Origin of the sequence: Amycolatopsis sp. lyj-90, from assembly GCF_046549035.1 — a bacterium.
In the GTDB taxonomy this organism is placed as follows: domain Bacteria; phylum Actinomycetota; class Actinomycetes; order Mycobacteriales; family Pseudonocardiaceae; genus Amycolatopsis.
Genome location: NZ_JAJPWP010000007.1, coordinates 476,387 through 494,242, shown reverse-complemented (window position 1 = coordinate 494,242; position 17,856 = coordinate 476,387). Strand labels below are relative to the sequence as shown.

Annotated in this window: 10 protein-coding genes and 1 tRNA gene; 2 read left to right on the top strand and 9 right to left on the bottom strand. The window is 63.3% G+C overall.

Annotated features, from left to right (window positions below; translation table 11 throughout):
• Positions 1 to 9: 9 nt before the first annotated feature.
• From drmB to ACLJPX_RS28570, 5 genes are all read right to left on the bottom strand, one after another.
• Complete coding sequence (gene drmB / locus ACLJPX_RS28590) at positions 10 to 1,881, bottom strand: DrmB family protein (protein ID WP_410603319.1); 1,872 nt, start codon at positions 1,879 to 1,881, stop codon at positions 10 to 12.
• Positions 1,841 to 5,002, bottom strand: a complete 3,162-nt coding sequence (locus tag ACLJPX_RS28585) for a helicase-related protein (RefSeq protein WP_410603317.1) — start codon at positions 5,000 to 5,002, stop codon at positions 1,841 to 1,843. The genes drmB and ACLJPX_RS28585 overlap by 41 nt, the downstream gene beginning before the upstream one ends.
• Entirely contained in the window at positions 5,002 to 6,864 is a 1,863-nt protein-coding gene (locus ACLJPX_RS28580; protein ID WP_410603315.1) for a UvrD-helicase domain-containing protein, read from the bottom strand. Before ACLJPX_RS28580 ends, ACLJPX_RS28585 begins: the two co-directional genes overlap by 1 nt.
• Positions 6,861 to 11,525 carry a DEAD/DEAH box helicase gene (locus tag ACLJPX_RS28575; RefSeq protein WP_410603313.1) on the bottom strand — a complete coding sequence of 1,555 codons (4,665 nt, stop codon included), beginning with the start codon at positions 11,523 to 11,525 and terminating at the stop codon, positions 6,861 to 6,863. The genes ACLJPX_RS28580 and ACLJPX_RS28575 overlap by 4 nt, the downstream gene beginning before the upstream one ends.
• Positions 11,526 to 12,272: 747 nt before the next feature.
• A tRNA-Leu gene (locus tag ACLJPX_RS28570) sits at positions 12,273 to 12,346 on the bottom strand.
• A 124-nt stretch (positions 12,347 to 12,470) separates the two neighbouring features.
• Between ACLJPX_RS28570 and ACLJPX_RS28565 the strand changes: the two genes are divergently transcribed.
• The gene (locus ACLJPX_RS28565) at positions 12,471 to 12,692 is read left to right on the top strand and encodes a DUF3618 domain-containing protein (RefSeq protein ID WP_005165704.1); all 222 of its coding nucleotides are present in this window, start codon (positions 12,471 to 12,473) and stop codon (positions 12,690 to 12,692) included.
• A gap of 6 nt (positions 12,693 to 12,698) precedes the next feature.
• On the opposite strand, the gene ACLJPX_RS28560 is transcribed toward ACLJPX_RS28565, so the two are convergent.
• Together ACLJPX_RS28560 and ACLJPX_RS28555 are read right to left on the bottom strand one after the other, a co-directional pair.
• On the bottom strand, positions 12,699 to 13,109 hold the full coding sequence (locus ACLJPX_RS28560) for a hypothetical protein (RefSeq protein ID WP_410603311.1): 411 nt from the start codon (positions 13,107 to 13,109) through the stop codon (positions 12,699 to 12,701).
• Between the two features lie 233 nt (positions 13,110 to 13,342).
• A complete protein-coding gene (locus ACLJPX_RS28555; protein ID WP_410603500.1) occupies positions 13,343 to 13,918 on the bottom strand; it encodes a TetR/AcrR family transcriptional regulator in 576 nt (191 codons plus the stop codon).
• 103 nt (positions 13,919 to 14,021) lie between these two features.
• On the opposite strand from ACLJPX_RS28555, the gene ACLJPX_RS28550 reads away from it, so the two are divergent.
• The gene (locus ACLJPX_RS28550) at positions 14,022 to 15,482 is read left to right on the top strand and encodes a flavin-containing monooxygenase (protein ID WP_410603309.1); all 1,461 of its coding nucleotides are present in this window, start codon (positions 14,022 to 14,024) and stop codon (positions 15,480 to 15,482) included.
• Between the two features lie 72 nt (positions 15,483 to 15,554).
• On the opposite strand, the gene ACLJPX_RS28545 is transcribed toward ACLJPX_RS28550, so the two are convergent.
• Both ACLJPX_RS28545 and ACLJPX_RS28540 read right to left on the bottom strand, forming a co-directional pair.
• Positions 15,555 to 16,025 carry a helix-turn-helix domain-containing protein gene (locus ACLJPX_RS28545; RefSeq protein WP_101610153.1) on the bottom strand — a complete coding sequence of 157 codons (471 nt, stop codon included), beginning with the start codon at positions 16,023 to 16,025 and terminating at the stop codon, positions 15,555 to 15,557.
• A 187-nt stretch (positions 16,026 to 16,212) separates the two neighbouring features.
• Positions 16,213 to 17,616 carry an LCP family protein gene (locus ACLJPX_RS28540; protein ID WP_410603306.1) on the bottom strand — a complete coding sequence of 468 codons (1,404 nt, stop codon included), beginning with the start codon at positions 17,614 to 17,616 and terminating at the stop codon, positions 16,213 to 16,215.
• Positions 17,617 to 17,856: the final 240 nt, after the last annotated feature.

Genomic DNA, 17,856 nt, shown 5'->3' with positions numbered 1-17,856 from the left:
GTCGGCGATTCAGAAACCTTCGAAGAAGCCGGTGCCGGGGTATCCCGGCTCGCCGATGAGCAGCGCGCGATCTAGGAACGTGTTGTTGGTCTCGCAACTGCTCTCGGGAAGCATCACGCATGCGTAGCACGCGGCGAGATTCAGACTGTCCGTGCCGGCAGCTTCTGCCTCCATACAGGGAGGGTCTTGAGAGCACCAGGAGATGCGTTCCATCGCGGCCCTCAGGCTTTCGCCGAGTCCGGTGTGCGTGCCTTGCGCCACCAGGCCGCCGAGACTTCCGGCGGAATCACTCGTGGCCGTGTACACGAGCAGTCCGACGCGCGAGTCCGACACGTAGAGGCGTTCCCGTAGCGACGCAGCAGGGTACCCGGCCTCGAGACTCCACTCGTTGATCAACGTGTGTGCGAGCGTGTGTGCGAGCACGAATCGCGCGTCGATCGGGGATCGGACATCCGTAATGCCGGTCTCGCCTCGGCGCATCGCCGAGTTGTGGAGTGCTTTCTCGTGACGTTCCTGAATCTTTCCTGCGCGGTGCCGCACCCGCTCGCGTCCTTCCCAGTCGGCGACCAGTGCTGCGTCCAGTGACAGAAAGACGCCTTCGCCGAGCACTTCTATCGCAGGAAGCCAATTCTTCTCGTCCCGTGCCAGCGAGGCCAATCGCTTCTTGTCCGCGACGGCGTCAGGCGGCTCGATTCGAGTGAAGGCCTCCAAGGCCCTTACTTCTCTGAGTCGCTTCACCTGCATGCTGCGTGCTATGCCACTGGGCAACAAGACTGACCGAGCGTCCGGTGAGCTTGTGCTTTCGAAGTCATCACCTCCATCGGACTTTGTCGTCCCGAAGTACAAAGGGTCGTACTCGGCCATGCGGAAGTCGTCGAAGGCCTCCATCGGAGCGACATCATCGCTGTCCACTGATTCTTCGTCGGCCAAAGCCTTGCGTTCCAGCACTGCTGCGACGATGTCCTTCGGGGCGAACGGTGACTCTTTGACAGCGGGCTGCGTGGCAAGAGCTTCCTCGGCGTTCGAGAGCAAGGCGAGCCCCTCGAGCCATGAAAAGTTCCGCTCGACGAACTTGTTGAGCGTGTTGGACCAAGGTGGAATCGATAGGGAAGACCTGTTGACTGCGAACCATGCAGCCGAGGAGCCGCGCTGTAGCGTTCGCACGACCTGTTCACAGCCGGCTTCCGTCGCGTGTCGGCCGAGCCATGGCCGTTTCCCTCGACAGGTGATGCCGAGGGCCTGCAGAGCAGTCTTGGCGAAGGCACCTTCCAAGGATTTGGTGTGACCGCACGAACAAGAGACAACTACCGAGCGCAGAGAAGCCGAGCTGCCGTCATTCTTCATCTGGAGGTTGTGTGGTCCTTCGCGGGGCTCGTTTTTCCTGTGCAGCCAATCCCAGTAAGGGAAATCATCAAGATGTCCATTTGGGCATGCGATGACAAAGCGCGAAGGAATCAGAGCGCTTCCGCAGCCGCATTTGTTCTTGCTTGGCGTGGCTCCGAATTCCCTGTATTCTTTCAAATCTTTGCACTCGGGGCAGGAATGCATGAGGGGAAAGCGTCGGACGCCGATTGCCTTATTCTGCTTCCTCTCTTCTGTAGGTGGCGGCCTGAATTCCTTGACGCCCAGACGGTTCTGCAGCCGAGGTTCGTGGATCGGTTGAGTGTCGCCGAAACGCCACTCGTCGAGGCCGCCTACAACGAACGATTGGTCCTCGATCGCCACCATGGCGCCGACGCCGTAGGTGTTGACAGCCTGTCCTCGACGGATGGAGCCGAGGCGAGGTCCGGAGGTTTTCTTCTGAGTAGTCGACTTTGAGTCGGGATTACGTAAGCCCATTTCAGTTCTCCAAGTCAAGACGCGTTTCTGCGTCCACGTCACGCAGGCTCCACAGGGTAGGTGTCGCGTACGTCAGATCGTCGTCCAAGAAAGTTCTCAGCAGTGCCGCATATGGACCCCTTTTCTGGACGCCATCGCGGGGAGGTGCTTCGTAGACGAGATTTCTGTTGAGTCGAGCCATCTCGCACCAGTCCTCGACGATGGCATCGATCTGGTCCCTGGTCGCATCGACCTCCTCCGGTGCGACGCGCGCTGCCCTGTCGAGAATCAAAATTTTGATTTCGTTCATCCGGTGACGATACTTCTCGATCTTTCTTGCATCTTCATTCTCGCGCAACTCCGGCACCAGTAAGCGTGCCAAACCCACGATTACGGCGTGTAGAGCGCGATCCCTGGCCCGAGCCGAATAGGGGGTGACGCTGGTCGATTCAACCTGTCGATAGAGTGCCGAATGGTAGGAGAGGAAGTTTTCGTAATGTGATCGGTCACGGGATCGAGCGGCGTTGAAGAGTGTCACCACGAGACCCGGATGCTTCCGTCCCACGCGGCTGGTCGACTGGATGTACTCTGCTGTCGTCTGGGGCTGCCCCATCACGGCCATCAGGCCGAGACGATCGACGTCCACGCCAACGGAGATCATGTTCGTGGCGAGAACGACATCGAGAGCGGCGTTGTCCGGAAACGCCAGCTCGAGCTCCTTCAACCTCTCCGGGATCTCCCCGGAATTGATCCGGCTGGTCAACTCCTCGACAGCATCGACGGAGCGCGGTTCCCGTTCGTCGTCGGTCAGCTGACCGATCCGCTCTCGGACGTCCGCGCGTACCTGTAGCTCGGCCGCGGCCAGCAAGCGAAGGCTGTTGAAATAGCCGATCAGCGTCCAGTACGCATCGCGTGTGATGTCGTCACCGTCGATGAGATCCGCATGATCGAGGAGTGAGGCGTATGCCCGAACGAGCAGGCTCGCCTGGCTGGTGCTCGGAGTGAGAAGCCCGACGTAGAGTCGACTCGCCTTCTTGGCAGGCGGCGACTCCACTGCGAACCATGAGTCACGCGCATCCAAGCCGGGAGGAGGGAACTGTGCAACCTCCCGGTCGAAAAGTTGTCGGGCCTGTTGCTTCGCCCGGCGGATCGTGGCCGTGGAAGCGATCACCTTCGGACGATCGGCGATCTCGTCGATCGCAGTTTCGTACAAGCCGGCGAGACTGCCCAGCGGTCCGGAAATGAGGTGCAGTTCGTCCTGGACGACCAACTCGGGAGGCGGCGTGTCCGGAAGGTCGCGGTTGAAGAGTGTGGCAACGTCACTTCGCCACGGCAGCCGCGCGAACTTGTCCGACGTGGCTATGACGAGCGTCGGGTGGTGACGGTAGATCGTCTGGTCCACTACGTGGACCGGGATTCCGTCCGCGAAGGGGCAGTCAGTGCTTCGGCAGCAGATGCGCAACTCCACATCGACGGTGTCGACCGTGTAGTCGTAAGCATCGATCTCTGTCCCACACCAAGGGCAGCTCCGCAGCTGAACCGGGTTCTTCTCGTGCACTTCCCTGCCGCTCCTGAGCTGGTCCAGTGACACTCCGGCATCCTGGAGATCATTGGGGGTCGCAGCTTTGCCGACCCACATGCCCAGTGATATTTCGGCTTCGCCCAGCCTGGCTTTGTTGCGATCCCTGAGCCGATCCATGGCGCAGATCAGTGAGGCTGCGCGCTCGAACTGCTGCAACGTCAGCAGTCGCAGGGTGTACCGCATGATCGCCGTGACGCCGGCGCCATGCTTCCCGTGACGTAGCCGTCGAAGAAATGTCGCGAAGGCGATCAGACCGAGATATGCCTCGGTCTTTCCGCCGCCAGTCGGGAACCACAGGAGATCCACGAGCCTTCTGTCTTCGTGGTCCGAGTCGGCCATTCCATCCAGACACTGCAGGAAGAACGAGATCTGAAACGGGCGCCATCGGCCGTCGAGGACGACCTTGCCCTGGCGGCCGTTCTTGATCCAAGCACTGCGTGCGCGCTGCTCGGCCATTGCTTCATTGGCGAGCCGGAAAGCCTCCATTGCCTGGCTGTCACGTCCGAGCAGACGGATGCCGCTCACGATACGTCGATGCGCCGTGACACATCGGTCGAGGTGTTGATCTGCTCGTTTCCGGAATCGCTCGTTCGACAGACGAGGAACCTCGGCACGACGTTCTTCTATCCAGCTCTCGTATGCGCTTGCCAGACGTCGAAGTGTCGCAATCAGTTGGTCGTCCGGCGCGGCCGCGATTCCCGACATCAGCAGCGCCTTGTCGTCGATGGCCGAGTTCGAATCGGTGAGCAGGACTTCGTGTGAGGGAACGAATGTCGTCGCAACCCTCGGAACCGTCATATGTGCTTCGTCCAAATCGACGAGAGCCCGTGGTGACGGCGGTTTCCATTCCCATTCGACCGAACACCCGTGGCCGACTGCGAATGTCGGCGCGAAGCGATGGAGGAGCCTGCTGCTCAATACCTCCTCTTCGTCGCCTCCCCCGGGCCCGGGGCGTTGGACAACCGGCCCTTCGATTTCGATGACCGGCTGGCAGAAGCAGTGCTGATCGCGAAGGGTGTTCCCATCCACTCGTTTGGTGTTCACCAAGGTCACGGTCGCGGCGACCACACCGCCCCGAGGCGGTCGTAGTCGGACCCTGCATTCGAGGTCGGGTGCGACTTCGAACCTCTCGTCCTGGGCAATTCCGGAGATCTTCACAACCTGCCGGAAAGTCGGGAGTCTGCGGCGTCGCCATTGCAAGTCGGTCGTGCCGGTGCTGCCTCGTTCTGCCCGTTTCGCCTCCGTCGGATTCCCGGAACGGTCGATCGGGTCGTAGACGCTCGCTTCGACTCGAATGTCGAAACTGTCCGCCTTGCTGAAGTCCATGGCAAACGTGAGACCCATGGATGACGGCGCCTGCAGGTTCGCCATCGCGACGCCCGTGTCCGGGACGTCGTCCTCCCTGTTGGCGGGTGAGACGTCCTGGTCGTCTTCCGGTCGAAGGTCAGTGCCCTGCCGCGGGAAGAGAACACCGCAGACGTAGGCCGTCCCCGGCGGGTCGGAAAGGACCTCGGTCTGCCCGCCTGCCGGTCCGAGGACGTCTTTGCGCAGCGCCTCGAGCAGCGCGTCGCGGAACCTGTAGTGCTCTTCGTAATCGGACATCAGCTCTCCCCTCTTGCCGAGCCTGGACCGTGAACCATGTTGCCGAGACCGCCGAGTCGCGGAATCAACCACACTCCGCCGCGTCCGAGGCCGGCTGCAGCTCCTGCTGCCTCACTGCCGGCGACGGTTTCGATCGTGTCGACGCGGATACCGGTGATCTTCTTCGGCCAGGAATGCACCTCCCCGACCCGGCGACGTGCATTCCTGTGCATGACTTCACGGAACTGCTTCGAAGTCGTTGCCACCGGACGATCTGCATGCATCACCAGATAGGGCGGACTCTCCCGTTGCCCCAGCGGCAGGTCATGGGCTCGGACGAGGACGACCTCGTCCCCAGGATGCACCTTGTCGGCGAGATACTCTTGCAGGCTTGGAGGATCGTCGACGAAGTCTTCCGTTCCCGGCGGGAGCACTCTTGCCACGTCGGCGCCGTCCGCTTCGAATGCCAAGCACTGGCGGGTGTGCCATCGGCGGCGCAACCACCTCCCGTCCGAATGGTCCTTCTTCATCGGCGCACCGTTGTCCGGAGTGTCGATGCGCATCACGAGATCGCGTGCCCTGGTCATGGCGACGTAGAGCATCCTCGCTTCTTCGGCTGCATCGTTACGGTCATGGGCCTGCTTGCCGGCAGGGCGCGCAACCAGAACCCTGTCGAACTCGAGACCCTTGGAGCGGTGATACGACGAGACCGTCAGTGGCGTATCCGGTTCGTCGAGCAATTCGTCCGGCAGTTTCTTCTGCCCTACGACCCGACGAAGGTCAGTGAGACGCACGACCCTGTTCCTCGTGTTGCCACCGGTGGCGCGGAGCAGTAGACGCCACAGCATTTCCGGGTCGGCTTTGTCGGGAAGTGCCAATGAAGCAGAGATATTCTCGAAGCTGCTCAAAGACAGGATATTCTCCTTGTGGACCGTGAACAACCGCCCGATCCACATCGGTACGACTCGCTCGGCCGCCGATCGTTGCAGCCGGTGGGCGATTCCGGCCGATGACAACGACTCGGCGACAACCAACGCCTGACCGTTGGTGCGGCAAAGAATTGCGGTCGTGGTACCGGGTTGACTGAGAACGGCGCGGGCGTACTCGTCGTCCAACGGGCCGAAATTGGTTGCTGCGTGCAACGCTCCGGTGATGTTCCGGAGACTCATGTCCGCATCCTCGGTGTAGGACCGTAGACTCGGACCGAACGGAAGTGCGTACTCGGCCGTCTCGCGTCGAGCGCGAAAGTTCTGCGTCAGCTCGAGCTTGGTCAACTTGTCTCCGAAGAATGTAGTCAGGTTGAGGAAGAACCTGCCTGTTTCCGTGGCGCGTTCTGCCGGATTTTCGATCTGGAACCCGTAAATCGCCTGTGCGGGATCGCCGACGACCGTGAACCCGCAGTCGAAGCGTTGAAGCAACGCTTCCACCATGCGCCTCCTCGCGCCGACGAGGTCTTGTACTTCATCGACCGCGACATGCCGGATTCCGTCACAGTACTCGTCGGCGTCGCCCTCCTCGATCATCTCGGTAGCCTTGCGGATGCGCTCCTCGAAAGAGTGACCGACCCAGGCGCCCTCGCTGTCCAAGGTCGTGAGCAGCTCCAGAGCCCACGCGTCGAAGGTGTGGGCACGAATGAATCGGATCGCGGAGTCACGATCGACGATTTTCCTCCGTAGTTCTCGTACCGCAGCTCTGGAGAACGTCAGGACCAGGATCTCGCCGGCGTTCAGCCCATCTGATACCAGTGTGTCCAACCTGCGGATCAGCGTATGGGTCTTGCCGGTTCCCGGTCCTGCGGTAACGAGAGTCATGGCGTCGGCGGGTCGGGAGACCACAGCTTGCTGCTCGGGAGTGAGGAATCTTGTCCGATCAGCGTCGTTCACCCCCGCCTCCACAGGTCATCGAGACCGGTGAAGGAAAGAGCGTTTTCGTAGTTGGTGATGTTGTCCTTCACGTCGAGGATGAGACATGAGCGTGAGCCACCGTTTTCCGGTCCGCGCAGACCTCGGCCGATCATCTGGATGTAGACGTTCCGGCTGTAGGTCGGACGTGCCACCACCACGGCGCGCGTTGCAGGAGCATCGAAACCTTGGGCGAGGACACCGTAGTTGGTGATCACCCGGATCCTGCCGCTTCGGTAGCTTTCGATCGCCTGCCGTCGTTCGTTGGATGGAGTCGCAGAGTCGATCGTGGCCGACGGGATACCGCGCTCGTTCAACGCGGCCATCATGAGCTTTGCGTGCTCGACCGACGTGGCGAACAGCAGGATCGGCCAATCTGTCGGAAGTTTCTCGACTTCGTCGATGATCCGCCTGTTGCGTGTGGCGTCGCTCGCCAGACGACGCTCGGTTGCTGTAGGGAGGTATTGCTGGAACGACAGCTGCATCCCTGCCAGCTCGGCCTCGTCGAGCTCGGTGGTTGTGCCTGCCAGCTCGCGATGCTCGATCTCCGCGAGCATGCCGAGCTTCTGCAGAGCTCGATACGGGTCTTCGTCGAAAACGCCCTGGTCGAGTCGGCGGCCGCCAAAGCGGTCGATGAGGCGCCTTGTCTCTTCGTCGTTGTAGTTCCGGAAAGGTGTCGCTGTGAGCCCGATCAACGGTCGCTCTGTCTTGTTGTGAGCGAGACCGAGCTGCCGGAGGATCCGGGTATAGGTCGGCGCAACCGAGACGTGGGCTTCGTCGACGATGACCAGAGCCGGGTCGAGCAGCCACTGGTAGTTGTCCGATGGCAGGTGTTTGTCGAGCTTTGCGGCAGTTGCGATGACGAGGTGAGGATTCGCCTGTACGGGCGAGGCGGAATGGCTTGCCCACAGTCTGCTGATCGTGAGCTTTCCCGGAGGTCCCACCTTCTCCCAGACGAACTTCCAACTCTGTACCGCCTGTTCGCAGAGCTCATCCGTTTGGGCGATCCAAAGGACCGGCTTGCCTTCAAGTCCCCGGTCCTTGATGACCCTGATCACGGATTCGACGGCCACACGAGTTTTTCCGGCGCCGGTCGGGAGGCAGAGCATGCCTCGCTGTGGTGTCGGCTCGCACAACAAATCGAACATGCGTACCGCCAGGCGTTCTTGATAGTCGTGCAGTCGAGGAAATTGGCTCGGTCCGAAGACTTCCTCCACGGCACTTCGGCCAGGCTCCGACCTGACACCGGCATATGCTTCCGGGAAGCGCATCTCGGCGACGAGCTCACGAGAAGCCGTGTCTCCGCGGAACTGGCGCGTGAGACGCGCTCGTTTTTCGATGTCCTTCGCGTGTGTCCTCAACAGTCGAGGGCCGTGCGCATTCACTGCAAGCTGTGCGAGTTTGCGGTGATCCGGTTCGACTCCGGTTTCCGTCTTCGTGTATTCGACAAGGCCGGAGGGTAATTTCCGCTTCAACTGTTCGGGAGAAAAAAGGATTTCGACCTTGTCTACGACGTCGTCGGCCTGGCTCGCGGCGCGGATCACGTCGCTTTGACGGTCTTGCTTGCGTCGTTCCAGGACCTGCCGACACACGTTGGGTCCGAGCCGCAGGTTCAGTTGCTCGTCGACTGCGCGGAGGACCTCGAAATCGTCCTTTGGTTGAAGCAAAAGAATCTTCTTGTCCTGGATCGCGACCTGAAGTGGTTTGTTCTTGGTCCCGTTAGGCGTGTTCGTCACTTCTTCCAGCTCGGTACAGCGGACCATGGACCACCCGTCGAGTTTCGGGATGTTGAGCCAGGCCAGATGCGGAAACTCCGTGAGAAGAGAAACAGGCTCGGCTTCTTCGACGTAGCGAAACTCCTTCTCGACGAGTTGGTTGGCGTCACGTAGATGCCAGGTCTCGACCATGAATCGCACAGTCGATTCGGAGGGGATCAAGGTCACGGGCACACTTTCCGCGACCAGAAGGTCATAGGTCGCGCGGTCCGCAGTCACCGCGACTTCGGCATCAGGGACCGAGCTGGACCATCGATTGCCCACTCGACAGCGGATGTTGCCGACGTCGGCCCCTGACTCGCTCTCGATCAGAAGTTCGTAGGCCTTGCCAGGGAACAGGTCGTCGGTGCTGGCGTCGATTTCTGCCAGGAGTGCCTTCCAATGTGTCGGTCCGAGCTTGCCGATGTCGTCCGGCAGCCCGAGCGCCTCCGCCACGGTCAAGGGAATCTCGGCGACGGGCAGAAGGTCTGCGTGGTCGCGCAGCTCCGGGCTTACGCACCGTTCCGCTGGGCGAAGCCCTCTCGACGTTTTGATACGGCCGTGCTCGTTCACCATCCACACCAACGGCGACCGGCATTGACGCCGTGTCGTCGACTGGCCGCCGACCTGATAGGTCCAGACAGGAACCACCGCATCCAGCGGCAAGGTCGCGATGAATGCTGCTTTTCCTGCGTCGCTGAGCTCCATCAGCAAACCCAAGGGGCCGGCAGGGTCGCTGCCCGAAGTGCGCACACCTCGGCGTAGCGGACGAGCCACTTCATCGGCGAGGCTTTTGATGTGCTCCTGCCACATGGATGTCTCGTAGTCTCGGAACCACGGTTCTCGACGAGGGTCGACGGAGCGACGGGCACGGTCCGAGAGACCGAGCTCGCGGAGAACCTGCCGATCCGGTGAATGGAAGGTGACGTCGACGGCGATGCCCTCGTCCCGGCTCCCGTCGCCGGGCACGACAGCACCGGGAAGCAGGCAATTCCCTAGAGGACGGAAGGAGCCTGACACCGTGCGGACGAACAATGATCCAGCAACGTCGTCGATGGAGTTGTGCAGTGTCGTCATCGTGGCCGTCGGGCCGGCTTGACGTGAGAGCTGCCAGAATTCCGTCCACCGGGAGTCGTCGTAGTCGTGGAACTTCTGATCGACGACCGCGGCGAACCTTCCAGGTGCGTCGGCCTCGTGGATGCCGAGGGCGTCGAGTGCGCCGGTCACCCCGAACTCGTCGACTACCCGGTTGTCGACATAGACGTTGGAGTCCTGCAGCGAGTCTTCGGATACACGCCTGAAGACGCTTCCTCGATGTGGAGCTACGTGGCCGTGCGCCTCAGTGAGAAGAATGCGTGCCTTCAACGCCTCGTGGCCCAAGTGATGATTGGAGGCGATCATGTCAGCAGCGATTCGCAGGGCAGCAGCCGAGGCGGCAGGAGTTCCGTCGGTGACCAACGCTTCGAGCCATTCGGACACGGTGGCGATCGGCTGTCGCGCAGCCGAGCAGATCAACTCGGCACTCGAACGGCGGAGCTTTGTCGTGTCCACGGTGTGATGCACCCAGTCGACAGGCCGTCCGGGGTAGGCGCGCCATTTCTCGAGCCATTCGGTCTTGATGTCCTGTGGGTGCAGTCTTACAACCGCGGGCAGTCGCATCGTGCCCTGCTGGTCCGGAAGGGATGGTCGGGTGACAGTCGCCTTCCAGATCGAGGCGACGAGGTCTTCGGCTGCCCATTGAGGTTCTTCGCGCCCACGTGCCGGAGCACAGTCAAGATAGGACGCCGGGTCTTCCGGGCGGCACAGGAGAGGAAAGGAATCGACGACCAGCGCCGCCATGGCGTCGATCATCTCACGGTTGAAGGCATTACCGTCGTACAGGTTTTGGCGGTCTTCGCTGGTTTTCCAAGGAGCGTTGGCGATCCCACGCAGGGTCGTACGGTACTTGGTCGGGAAGTAGGCCCAGAAGGTTCCTGTCGTGCTGCCCCGGCCCTTGCGATCAGGTACTGCCCAGGCGAGGTCGAGCTCAGGCCGGTCGTGCAACTCACCTGCAGCGTGCAACGCTACTTTGCTCGGCCGATGAATCCGATTGAACACCCTCCACGGAGCCGTCACGGTCGAGCCGTTGGCGGTTTCTTCTTGAATCTGGTACCGGTCGCCGTCCGCTCGCTGGAACAGCTGTCGACGGGAGACCTTGTCCGTGCGTCGGTCTTCCAGAGTCAAGGTCCCCACGTGTGGGGAGAAGAGAAGAAATTCCTTGGGGAACCTCGCCAGGTCGTTGGCCAGACTACTTACCGAACCGGGTCGTAGCGGAAGCCTGACTACGGTCGTGGCCCACGACATCAAGTCTGCGAGGAGCGGGTCCTCCGACATGGCGTCGTCAAGCGCCAACGGGCGGGCCATCCGCAGCACCGGAACACCCTCCACACTCGAATGGAGGGAACGCACTCGATCTTCGGCCCATTGCCGATCGAAGCCGAACGAGCCCGAGGTGCTGAAGAACTCAGGAGAATCGGAGACACTCAGCACCGACTTCACCCCCACACCGAACCGTCCGATCTGGCCGCCTCGCTTACGGGACGCGCTCATCCGGAGAATCGTGTCAGTGCCTTCGGGGGTGATCGGTGACCCCTGGTTCGCGCAGTAGAGGTGGCTCACCGTCAGCACGACGGCGATCTCGCCGCCGGGGTCCTGGCGTAGTTCGTCTGCGCCGTTTTGGACGAGCTCGTAGATTTGGCGGTCCCCGTAGCCGCCCTGCGTGATTCGACGTTCCGAATTGGCGTGCTCCTGGATGAGACCCGCGTCGATCCGGTAGGTCTCGAGTACTCGCTCCGATTGCTGGACCACAATGTCTCGGACGGTCGAGGGCGAGGGCCCGGGCTCACTCACGTGTCAGACCTCCGTCCGAAACGAGTGTCAGCGACATTTGCTATAGACGGAATCACTTGTGTTGCCCTCCCTGCGACAGCCGAACATGACAGAATATTCGGGCTGTCAACCCCCCTTGTTACGGTCTACGACGAGAAGTTGATCTGTTTGTGTCGTCGGCTGAAGTCGCTCTGCGCCGAGAGCAAGGACGGGCGTCGCGAGGCCACGAGAACCCTGTGCATCGGAGAGATGCGTACTCGAAGCGTGTCTTGGCAACAGCTTGATCAGTGTCGGTGCGGTTCTCGATGCCACCCCCACTGACCTTCGCAGGAGTAGGGATAGGCAGCCGGACTGTGCATGGAGAGCCGGCGATGGAGCGTTCCCGAGGACGGAAGCAGGATGGCTGACGCCAGCGTTCCCGATGTGTTCGAGCATGCCGTTCGTTTCGGTCGATATGGCGCTGTGGCGTGGGTGTGGCAGCTCCGTGCCTCAAGGTCGCACCGAGAAGGGCGGCTGAAGAACAACAGAGCAGTTAGCCGTGCGTCTCGACGTCAGTAGATCCGTGTCGGGCGGCCGCGGCGGCTGATCGGGCGCCAGTATTCCACCGAACGGACTCGCTGACGGTTCGCTACCGAACACTCCGTGATCGAACTTCGTCGCTAGGTCGGCCTGTGCTCCCGGCGAGTCGGGGAACCGAAGACTTGACGCCGATGACAGTGCGGGCGAGCCACACAGGGCGAGCAACGGATTTGTCCCAGGTGGATGGGGTGGGCCCGGAGAGACTCGAACTCTCACTGGCACGGACCTAAACCGTGTGCCTCTGCCAATTGGGCTACGGGCCCCAGTACCGCTCTGAAATCGTAGCGTGCGACACGTTCGGCGTTTCTCGGCGTGGCCGATGCCACCTCGGCGGGCGGCGTCCTCTAACGTGGGCTTCCAGCAAGTACGTCGCGGCGAGGAGGACACGTGGCTCGCGATCCCGAGACCATCGAGCGTGAGATCGAGCAGGCCAGGAACGCGCTGGTCGCCACGCTCGACCAGCTGGGCACGAAGGCGAACCCCGCGAAGCTCGTGGATTCCGCGAAGACCGGTCTGCGCGCGAAGCTGGACGAGCCCAAGGTGAAGTACCCGCTCATCGGCGGGGCGGTGCTGATCGGCGTCCTGCTGATCCGCAAGCTCCTGAAGTAGCGGCTCTCAGGAGGTCTGGGCCGCCTTGGCAGGTGTCTTGGCGGGCTCGGGCTTCTCCGCGGGCTTCGCCTCGTCGACGGCCTTCGGGAGTTCCTTGCCCTGGGGCACCGGGGGCTTGGCCTCGATCTTCTCCTTGGCCTTGCCGTTCGCCGGGGGAGGAACCTCGAGCGGTTCGATCTCCGGGAGCGTCAGCCTCGCCGTCATGTAGGCGGCGGTGAACTCGAGCGCACTGCCGTTGAGCAGGTGCACCACGGTCGACCGCTCCGGCGGGGACAGTTTCTCGACCAGCTGGTCCGCCCGGTCCCGTGCCGCGATGATGCCCGGCGCGCGACCGGTCAGTTCCTTGCCGGAGCCGCTGACCGTGACCTTCCAGTCGTCGTCCTCTTGGACGTACGACGCGGTGATCGGTTCGGTCATCCGCCTCACCCCTCTCCTCGCGAGCATGCGTCACTCTGTGGACCTCGCCACGTCACCGTCATGACGCCACTTTCGGGTGGTGGCGCCCCCTCCTGACGGAGGTCGCGAAGGTCCATCAGAGTTTCTACAGTGTCATCGATACAGTAGGACAACTCTGTGTCACAAGACACTGGCGGCAATGTGCTCTGAGTGACGACCGAATGGCCTAATGCACGCGCATCTTCACGGTCGCTTCAGCGGGCCCTCGCGGACAGGCCCGACCAGAGCACGTCCATCGCGTATCCGGTGGCCATTTCGGGGCTGACGTCCTCGTGTCGCTCGCACCAGATCGCCAACCGTTCGCACGCGCCGACGACGAACTCCGCGGACGCCTCGGCGCGCAGGTCGTCACCCGAGTCGAAGTAGCCGCTCATCAGCGCGGCGATCAGGTCGGTCTGCTGGCGCCGGGTCTGCTCGATTTCGTCGGCGGCGCCGGTGCCGATCAGCGCCATCTCGTGGCGGAGCAGCGACCAGGCCTGCCGTCGATCCCGGATGAAGACGAAGAAGGCGAGCAGCCCGCGCCTCAGCGCGTCCTCGGCGGACGTCGCGCCGACGATCGACCGTTCGGTGACCTCGCGCAGCGCCGCCCGCGACTGCTGGATGCAGGCCAGCAGCAGCCCCTCTTTCGAGTTGAAGTACTCGTAGAGCATCGGCTTGGAGACCCCGACGCGCTCCGCGATGTCGTCCATCGACGCCGCGGTGTAGCCGCGTTCGGCGAAGACTTGCTCGGCGATCTCGATCATCTGCCGTTCGCGCTCTGCTCGTGGCATGCGTTTGCGCTTCGCCGTCGTCACCACAACACTCTACCGAAGGTAACCTACTTCAAGTAAGGTGAACTCTCGGTAACAGGTAATGTGAGCGAGAGGTCGGGTCATGGGCAACCGCACCGAGACCGGTGTCGTCATCGTCGGGACCGGCTTCTCCGGTCTCGGAATGGCCATCCAGCTGCGGAAAGAGGGCCGCGAGGACTTCGTCATCCTGGAGAAGGCCGACGACGTGGGCGGCACGTGGCGGGACAACACCTACCCCGGCTGCGCCTGCGACATCCCTTCGCACATGTACTCGTTCTCGTTCGAGCAGAACCCCGGCTGGTCCCGGGCGTACTCGCCGCAGCCGGAGATCTGGCGCTACATGCGCGACGTCGCCGCGAAGTACGACCTTCACCGCTTCATCCGCTTCGGCCAGGAGATGACCGGCGCCCGCTGGGACGCCGACGAGAACCGCTGGCACGTCGCGTCGAAGTCCGGCGAGGATTTCGTCGCGCCCGCGCTGGTCGCCGGGGTCGGCGCGCTGCACCTGCCGCAGATCCCGAAGCTGCCTGGCATCGAGCGGTTCAAGGGCCGCGCGTTCCACTCCGCGCAGTGGGAACACGACTACGACTTCGAGGGCAAGCGGGTCGCCGTCGTCGGCACCGGCGCGAGCGCGATCCAGTTCGTGCCGCGGATCGCGAAGGACGTCGCCGAACTGACGCTCTTCCAGCGCACCCCGCCGTGGATCATGCCGAAGCCCGACCGCGAAATGCCGGAAGCGCTGCAGAAGGCGTTCGCCTCGGTGCCGTTGCTGCAGCGGGCCTTCCGCAACGTCCTCTACTGGGGCCTCGAATCCCGTGCGATCGGCTTCAACGGGCAGCCGTGGATGATGAAGATCGGCCAGCGCATCGCGAAGCGCAACATCTTCAAGGCCGTCAAGGATCCGGAACTGCGCCGGAAGCTGACACCGGACTACACCATGGGCTGCAAGCGGGTCCTCGTCTCCAACGACTACTACCCGGCGCTCGCGCGGGAGAACGTCGACGTCGTCGCCGAAGGCGTGAAGGAGGTCCGCGAGCACAGCGTCGTCGACGGCGCCGGCGTCGAGCACGAGGTCGACGCGATCATCTACGGCACCGGATTCCACGTCACGGACGCCTTCGACGATCTGGAGATCATCGGCCGCGACGGGCGCAACCTCGGCAAGGAGTGGTCGGCCGAGGGGATGCGGACGTACCAGGGCATCACCGTGTCCGGGTTCCCGAACCTGTTCTTCCTGCTCGGCCCGAACACCGGGCTGGGGCACAACTCCGTGGTGTTCATGATCGAAGCGCAGATCTCCTACGTCGCGCAGGCGCTGCGGCTCGGGCGGGGCAAGGCGCTCGACCCGCGACCGGAGGCGCAGGAGCGGTTCAACGGCGAGATCCAGCGCAAACTCGCCAAGGGGATCTGGACGCAGGGTGGCTGCAAGAGCTGGTACCTGGACGCGAAGGGCGTCAACCGGACTATCTGGCCCGGCTTCACCTGGCGGTACTGGCTGGACACCCGCAAGGTGCGCCGCGAGGACTACGACCTCCTCGGCTGAGGAGGGAAAGAGGGAGGGTCCGTGAAAGCCCAGATGGGGGGCAAGGCCTTCACGGACCGGGGAACGCCGCGCTCATGAGGGGTTGAGCCGGCGAAGCCTTCCGATGAGATCGACGGTGGGGATACGGCAGAGTTCGGCCATCCGTTCCAGCGCCGCGAAGTCGAGATGGACTTCGGCGGATCCGCTGTCGGCCGACCGCTTGAGCCGATCGTCCGCCCACCGTCGCAGGGGGAGCAGTTCCTCCTGGTCGTCCTTGATCACCAGGCGCAGATCGATCCGGACCCGGCCAGGTTCGTCCACGAACACCCGGCGATGCACCTTGGCCAGCAGATCCTGTGGCAGCTCGTCCATCGCGACGCACAGTTCGACCAGCCGCACCACGGAACAATGCCGGGTGCCCAGCTCGTAGGTGGCCAGCGTCTGGAGCGAGATCTCGCTCTGCAGATGCTGGTTCAGTTCCTTGCGTGTCCAGCCACGTTTACGGCGGAGCTTGCGGAGCTCGTCTCCGAGTATCCGCTGATAGCTCTCAGCGTCGATCAGCACTCCCCGACCCCTGCCTTGCCAACCCTGCTCCCACCGCTCACCCCATGTGACAAAACCTGGGACGAGCGCACTCACGTGTATGAAAGTCGGCAGGTGGTCCGCTCTTACGCGGTTTCGAGGGTGCTTTTCATGCCAATTTTGACGTACTGGGCCGAATGGGTGAATAATGCCCCGCCCGGCGAGGGCGTCAGTTGACGCAGGGCACGCCTTCGGCGGTGATCGGCTTCTCGTCGGACTGCTCGGGCGGCGGGGCCGCGGCCGACGAACCGGCGGCGTTCTGCGAGGAGCCGGAGCCCTGAGCGCCGCTCGCCTGCTTGAAGTCCGAGCCGAGGAAGACCATCACGCGCCCGGCTTCGACGCTCTTGTCCTCCTGGACCGTCGGGTCGCCACCGAGTTCGGCGGCGACGGCCTGGCCCGCCGCCTTCTGACCCTTGGCGACCCAGATCACCGTCTTCTTGCGCGCGCTGGCGGTGGCCGTGTCGCCCGCGGTGAAGCCCTTGTCGACGAGCTGCTTCAGCACCGTCGAGGCGAGGCCGTCCCGGTTCGTGGAGTTGCGGACGTCGACTGTGATCGCCTTGTTGGCCGACTCGGTGGGCGCCGGTGCCTGCTCGCCGGGCTGCGGGCCCGCGAGCCCCTGGACGAAGTCCTTCACCTGTTTCGGGTCGACCTGGATGGCGACGCCGTCGTTCGGGGTCTTGTACTCGATGTTGACGATCGGGATCGTCCGGAACTCGAGCTGACCGCCGGTGAGGCTCTTCATCTGCTGGGCGAAGCCGAAGACGTCCCAGTTCTGGTTGAGCACGACGGACTTCTTGATGGCCGTGATCAGGTCGTTCAGCTTGCCGGGGTTCGCGAGCGTGCCCGCCGAGAGCACCTTGCGCGCCATCCCGGCCATGAACACCTGCTGCCGGACGACCCGGTCGAGGTCGCCGCGCGGCAGCCCGTGGCGCTGCCGGACGAAACCGAGGGCCTCGACACCGGAGATGGTGTGCGGGCCCTTGGTGAACTTCGCGCCGGAGAACTGGTCGTTGACGTCGTCGTTGAGGCAGACGTCCACCCCGCCGATGGCCTGGGTGATCTCGCTGAAGCCCAGCAGGTTGATGGCGGCGTAGTTGTCGATGGTCGAGCCGGTCAGCTGCTCGACCGTCTTGATCAGGGTCTTCGCCCCGGCCTCGTTGGCCTTCTGGTCGAGTTCCTTCGGGTCGGAGACGCCGTTCTCCTGCTGCTTCTTGCGCTCGTCGAGCATCGCGCGGGCATACGCCGAATTGATCTTGTGCTTGCCGAAACCGCCGGGAATGTCGACGTAGGAGTCGCGCGGCAGCGAGATCGCGACGGCCTTCGAGCCGTCGTTCGGGATGTGCACGAAGATCAGCGAGTCGGTGTTCAGTTCGCCGTCGGCCTGCCCGGCGCGCAGCTGGGCGAGGACCTCCTTGGACAGCGGGTTGCCCTGCGCGTCCGTGCGGCTGTCGAGTCCGACGAGCAGGATGTCGCGGGCGCCGTCGGCGGGCTTGTCGCCCTGATCGGCGCCGATGCCGACGTTCGCGAACGTCAGGCCGTCCATCGCGGCCCACGCGTAGCCGGTCAGGCCCATCACCAGGAGCGAGACGAGGCCCAGCGCGATCTTGGGCCCGCGGAACGACCGCCTGGGGGCGCGCCGGGGTTCCGGGCGCCGGGGCGGCGGCGCCGCGGCCTGGCGGGCGGGTGCCGGGCGGGCTCCACGAGGCGGGGCCGGGCGGGAAGGAACGCGTCCGGGCGCGTCCTGCCTAGGCCGGGCGGGACGTCGATCCCCATGCCCATTCCGAGGCGGGTACTCCACGCGGTCTGCTCCTTC

Bases quoted from the DNA above. Each gene is read 5' to 3' on its own strand.
- ACLJPX_RS28555 (WP_410603500.1), bottom strand. From the start codon at position 13,918: ATGCCACGAGCAGAGCGCGAACGGCAGATGATCGAGATCGCCGAGCAA.
- ACLJPX_RS28540 (WP_410603306.1), bottom strand. From the start codon at position 17,616: ATGGGCCTGACCGGCTACGCGTGGGCCGCGATGGACGGCCTGACGTTC.
- ACLJPX_RS28550 (WP_410603309.1), top strand. From the start codon at position 14,022: ATGGGCAACCGCACCGAGACCGGTGTCGTCATCGTCGGGACCGGCTTC.
- ACLJPX_RS28560 (WP_410603311.1), bottom strand. From the start codon at position 13,109: ATGACCGAACCGATCACCGCGTCGTACGTCCAAGAGGACGACGACTGG.
- ACLJPX_RS28585 (WP_410603317.1), bottom strand. From the start codon at position 5,002: ATGTCCGATTACGAAGAGCACTACAGGTTCCGCGACGCGCTGCTCGAG.